We start from the raw sequence: 4,478 nt of genomic DNA on the forward strand, positions 1-4,478 counted from the left end.
CACCGCCGCCCACCAGGGCTTCTCGGCCAATCTCTACACCCTGCCCTCCGACGTCTTCCCGCGCGGCGCCGTCGGCTCGGTCGTCGGCATCGGCGGCATGCTCGGGGCTCTCGGCGGCATGGTGTTCTCCAAGTACATCGGTCAGGTCCTCGAGACGATCGGGACCTACACCCCGATCTTCATCGTCGCCGGCAGCGCCTATCTGGTGGCCCTGCTGGTCGTGCACCTGCTCGCGCCCAAGATGGAGCCGGTGAAGATCTGATCTTCGCGACCTGAATGAAATCGAGCCCCCGGACGCAGCCGCGCCGGGGGCTTTTTTCATGGGGATTTCCGGGCGCTTTTTACCGGCGGCGCCGTGACCTCGCCGCGATCAAGGCCTAAGCTTGAAGCCATGACAACGTTGTCTCAAGCCACCGCCCCGCTCAACGTCGCCCTCGTCGGCTACGGCTATGTCGGCAAGACCTTCCACGCCCCGCTGATTTCCACGACGCCGGGCCTGGTCTTGCACACCGTGGTCTCCAGCGACCCGGCCAAGGTCGCCGCCGACCATCCCGAGGCCAAGGTGGTCGCCAGCCTCGACGAGGCCCTGGCCGACGCCGAGATCGACCTGGTCGTCATCGCCACGCCCAACGAACTGCACGCCCCTCAGGGGCAGGCCGTGCTCGCCGCCGGCAAGCACCTGGTGGTCGACAAGCCGTTCACCGTCACCCTCGACGAGGCCCGCGCCCTGGTCGCCTCAGCCGAGACCGCCGATCGTCTGCTGTCGGTGTTCCACAACCGTCGCTGGGACGCCGACTTTCTGACCTTGAAAGCCCTGATCGCCGACGGCGCCCTGGGAGAGGTCACGCAGTACGAAAGCCATTTCGATCGCTTCCGCCCGACCGTGCGCGACCGCTGGCGCGAGCGGGCCGGCCCGGGGGCCGGGGCCTGGTTCGACCTGGGTCCGCACCTGCTGGACCAGACGCTGCAGCTGTTTGGCCAGCCCCTGGCGGTTTCCGCCGACATCGGCGTGCAGCGCGAAGGCGCCGGGGCCGACGACTATTTCCACGTCGTGCTGCGCTACGACGCCCTGCGCGTCATCCTGCACGGTAGCCTGCTGACGGCGGCCGCCGACCTGCGCCTGGCGGTGCACGGCACGAAGGGCAGCTTCGTCAAGCAGGGCCTCGACGCCCAGGAGGACGCCCTCAAGCGCGGCCTGACCCCGGCCGACGAGGGCTTCGGCCTCGATCCCCGCCCCGGAACCCTGACCCGCGCCGACGGCGACGTCCTGACGACCGAGGTCGTGGCCGGCGCGCGCGGCGACTACGCGGCCTATTACGCCGGGGTGCGCGACGCGATCCTGACCGGCGCGGCCAATCCTGTGCCGGCCCGCGAGGCCTTGCAGGTGATGGAGCTCTTGGACCTGGCCGCCCGCTCGGCCGCCGAGCGCCGCGAACTGAGCGTCGAGACCGCCTGATGAGCCACCAGGACGACATCGCCCGCATCGCCGCCCAGGAAGCGGCGCTGGTGTTCGAACGCTTCGATCTCGACACCGCCTGGGCCCTGGGCGCGGGCCTGCGCGACGCGGCCCTGGCCCGCAAGGCGCCGCTGGCCATCGACGTGTCGCTGCGGGACCGGGCGCTGTTCCACGCCGCCCTGCCCGGCTCGACCGGCGAGAACGCCGACTGGCTGCGCCGCAAGCGCAACACGGTGCTGCACTTCTCCAAGAGCTCCTACGGCGTCGGCCTGGCCCTGGCCGCCAAGGGCGAGACGCTGGAGGCCAAGCACGGCCTGCCGACCCGCGACTACGCCACGCATGGCGGCGGCTTCCCGCTGCTGGTGCGGGGCCTCGGCTGCATCGGCGCGGTGACGGTCTCGGGCCTGCCCCAGCGGCAGGACCACGTACTGGTGGTCGAGGCCCTGGCGCTGATGCTGGGCAAGGAGCTGGACGAGCTGGCGCTGGGGTAGACCCCCTCCGGCCCTCCGGGCCACCTCCCCCAGAGGGGGAGAATCTCCTAAGCGCAGCACCACGAAGATGCTCCCCCTCTGGGGGAGCTGTCGGCGAAGCCGACTGAGGGGGTGTTTCTCCCGCACCCACCCACTTTTCGCGCAACGCCTAGCCTCCCCTCCCAGCCGCCCCTAGAAACGGAGTCGCCGTTTTCGTGGGGACTTCGCCATGCGCCGCCGCACCTTCTTCGCCGCCCTGCCGGCCGCCGCCTTCGCCGGCCAGGCCTATGCCCAGTCGCAGATCATCACCGGCCCCAATCCCAACCGGAAGCGACCCGACGTGCACGGCGGCGACCGGGTGGACGGCGCCAGCTTCGCCTCGCGCTCGGCGGCCTGGGGGATCCACGGCGCGGCGGCGACGGCCCATCCGCTGGCCACCCAGGCGGCGATCAGCGTGCTCAAGAAGGGCGGCTCGGCGGCCGACGCGGCGATCGCCGCCAACGCCATGCTGGGGCTTTGCGAGCCGATCTCCTGCGGGATCGGCGGCGACTGCTACGTGCTGCTGTGGGATCCCAAGACCCGCAAGGTCGTGGGGCTGAACGGCTCGGGCCGATCGCCCAAGGGGCTGTCGCTGGAGACGGTGCGCAGCCGCGCCAAGGACGGCAAGATCCCCAGCTGGGGCGCGGTCAGCGTCAGCGTGCCGGGCGCCGTCGATGCCTGGCGGGCGCTGCACGAGCGCTACGGCAAGCTGAAGTGGGCCGAGCTGTTCGAACCGGCCATCGCCACCGCCGAGGAAGGCCACCCGGTCACCCAGAACGTCGCCTATTACCTGGCCGGCAGCCATCGCCGCTTCACCAATCCGGCCTCCAACATCGAGGAGGTCGAGAACTTCAAGAAGGTCTGGGCTCCCACGGGCAAGACCCCCGTCGAAGGCGAGATCTTCAAGAACCCGGCCCTGGCCCGCACCTACCGCCTGATCGCCCAGGGCGGCGGCCGCGCCTTCTACGAGGGCGAGATCGCCACCACCATCGAGGCCTATTTCAAGCGCATCGGCGGCTGGATGACCAAGGCCGACCTCGCCGCCAACCGCGCCGTCTGGACCAGCGTCCACACCACCGGCTATCGCGGCGTCGACGTCCACGCCCTGGCCGACAACACGCAAGGGCTGGCCACCCTGCAGATGCTCAACATCCTCGAGCAGTTCGACGTGGCCGGCATGGGCTTCCAGTCGGCCCAGGCCATCCACCACGCCGTCGAGGCCAAGCGCCTGGCCTATGAGGACCGCGCGCGGTTCTATGCCGACCAGGACTTCTACAAGTCGCCGATCGACTGGCTGATCTCCAAGGACTACGCCAAGGAGCGCGCCAAGCTGATCTCGCCCGACAAGATCTGGACGCCGTCGTTTCCGGGCGCGGCGCCCAGCAAGGGCGACACGACCTATTTCACCACCGCCGACAAGGACGGGATGATGGTGTCGATCATCCAGTCGAACTATCGCGGCATGGGGTCTGGCCTGTCGCCCGACGGCCTGGGCTTCATGTTCCAGGACCGCGGCGAGCTCTTCGCCCTGACCGACGGCCATCCCAACGTCTACGCGCCCGGCAAGCGGCCCTTCCAAACGATCATCCCAGGCTTCGCGACCCGCAAGGGCGAGCCGTGGCTGAGCTTCGGCGTCATGGGCGGCGACATGCAGCCCCAGGGCCAGACCCAGATCATCAGCAACATGGTCGACTTCGGCCTGGGCGTGCAGGAAGCCGGCGACGCCCCGCGCTGGCACCACGGCGGTTCGCCCGAACCGACCGGGATCGCGGCCGAGGACGTCGCGGCGCTCGACCTGGAAAGCGGCGTGCCGACAGAAACCCGCAAGGCGCTGGAGGCCATCGGCTGGAAACTGAAGACCGACGCCGGCGGCTATGGCGGCTACCAGGCCATCGAGCGCTGGCCGGGGCGGTATGCGGCCGCGACCGAGATGCGCAAGGACGGGGTGGCGCTGGGGTACTAGAGCTCCCTTCTCCCCCTTGCGGGAGAAGGTGTCATCCGAAGGATGACGGATGAGGGGTCGCGCGGACGGTTCTGAGAGACCCCTCACCCGACCTCCCTCCGGGAGGCCACCCTCTCCCGCAAGGGGAGAGGGACGAACGAAGCGCCACAAGAATTAAGACCCAAATCCGGCAGAAACGGAACCATTCCGCGACCGACGGAACCCCACTGGAAACCTCCCGTTACTTATCCCGACAAGGATAGCTGAGGAGGATCCAAATGCCTGCCTTGAATCTCGATGGTCCTGAACCCGCGATCGCCACGACTGGCGATGGTTCTGCCCTGTTTCCGCAAGCGCCCGTCTATGCGCGCACCTCGACCCGTTCGAAGAAGTCTTCCGGCAACCTGCCGCTGCTGGTCGGCGTGCCGGTTCTGGCCCTGGCCGTCGGCGGCCTGGCCTGGGGCCTGATGAGCCAGCCGGCCCAGACGCCGGAAAGCAGCGGCGAAAGCCTGAAGGTGGCCGAGGCCGCACCGGTCACGACGCCCGCCCCGGCGCCGACCCCGGCCGTCAT

3 protein-coding genes and 2 pseudogenes are annotated in these 4,478 nt (G+C 69.5%); all 5 read left to right on the top strand.

Annotated features, from left to right (window positions below; translation table 11 throughout):
* Positions 1-262, top strand: a pseudogene (locus AC2YHT_RS25550) (MFS transporter); the annotation flags it as partial.
* A 138-nt stretch (positions 263-400) separates the two neighbouring features.
* Positions 401-1,456: an oxidoreductase gene (locus tag AC2YHT_RS25555; RefSeq protein ID WP_487292597.1), complete on the top strand. Its 1,056-nt coding sequence runs from the start codon at positions 401-403 to the stop codon at positions 1,454-1,456.
* Positions 1,456-1,947: a heme-degrading domain-containing protein gene (locus tag AC2YHT_RS25560; RefSeq protein ID WP_110118200.1), complete on the top strand. Its 492-nt coding sequence runs from the start codon at positions 1,456-1,458 to the stop codon at positions 1,945-1,947. The genes AC2YHT_RS25555 and AC2YHT_RS25560 overlap by 1 nt, the downstream gene beginning before the upstream one ends.
* Positions 1,948-2,155: 208 nt before the next feature.
* Positions 2,156-3,928, top strand: a complete 1,773-nt coding sequence (locus AC2YHT_RS25565; protein ID WP_487292598.1) for a gamma-glutamyltransferase family protein — start codon at positions 2,156-2,158, stop codon at positions 3,926-3,928.
* 257 nt (positions 3,929-4,185) lie between these two features.
* Positions 4,186-4,478, top strand: a pseudogene (locus AC2YHT_RS25570) (hypothetical protein); the annotation flags it as partial.

The organism is Caulobacter sp. SRI_008 (assembly GCF_057586355.1).

Bases quoted from the DNA above. Each gene is read 5' to 3' on its own strand.
- AC2YHT_RS25560 (WP_110118200.1), top strand. From the start codon at position 1,456: ATGAGCCACCAGGACGACATCGCCCGCATCGCCGCCCAGGAAGCGGCG.
- AC2YHT_RS25565 (WP_487292598.1), top strand. From the start codon at position 2,156: ATGCGCCGCCGCACCTTCTTCGCCGCCCTGCCGGCCGCCGCCTTCGCC.